The sequence below is a fragment of the Dietzia sp. UBA5065 genome, assembly GCA_002415925.1.
Classification (GTDB): Bacteria; Actinomycetota; Actinomycetes; order Mycobacteriales; family Mycobacteriaceae; genus Dietzia.
Window position 1 is genome coordinate 853 of sequence record DIAZ01000157.1, and the last position, 744, is coordinate 1,596.

Sequence of the window (744 nt, forward strand, 5' to 3'; positions counted from 1 at the left end):
CGGCGGGCTGAGCGGGCGGGCTCAGGCCCAGGCGACGCGCCAGTCGGCCGGGCTGGCTTCGGCGGCGGGCACGGCCAGTCGCGCCTCCGCGGCGCGGACGCTGCCGGCGAAGTCGCGCACGACCTGGCGGTAGGCGACCTCGGCCGAGCCGGAGTCGTGGAACACGCCCACCGGGTCCACGCGCACCACGCGCATCCCCTCCGGCACCAGGTCGTCGGGGATCCCGGCCGCGCGGGCCCGGCCCAGCACCTTCTGCCCCAGCGCGAGCGCGGGCTGGTCCCACGAGATCCCGTCGACCACACCGCGGGGCGGGCGGTCGGCGCGCTCGGCGGCCTTGGCCTCCTGCCACAGGCGGTCCTGCTCGGCGGAGGTCAACCCGCCGGCCGCGGGCCCGGTGAACCAGTACGGCGCACGCCGGCGCAGCTTGTCCAGCAGGGCCTGCGCCACGTCCTGCACGTCGAACGCCCCCTCGGCACGCTCGGCGCCGATCGCGGAGTGGAACAGCACCTGCAGCAGCAGGTCGCCCAGCTCGGAGACCAGCTCGTCGCGGTCGCCGTCGGCCACGGCGTCGACCAGCTCCCACGACTCCTCCAGCAGGTACGGCAGGAGCGAGTCGTGGGTCTGGGCGGACTCCCACTCGCCGTCGCGGCGGATCCGGGCCATCAGCTCCACGGCCTCGGCCAGCCGGTCGCCGGCCAACCGGTCCCCGGCCCCCGCCGGACCGTCGTCCTCCGCCCCCGCCGA

1 protein-coding gene is annotated in these 744 nt (G+C 77.3%); it reads right to left on the minus strand.

Annotated features, from left to right (window positions below):
• Window positions 1-21 precede the first annotated feature (21 nt).
• Window positions 22-744 (minus strand): MazG nucleotide pyrophosphohydrolase domain-containing protein (locus B4M60_RS12815; RefSeq protein WP_291084625.1); only part of this gene is annotated, 723 nt, incomplete at its 5' end.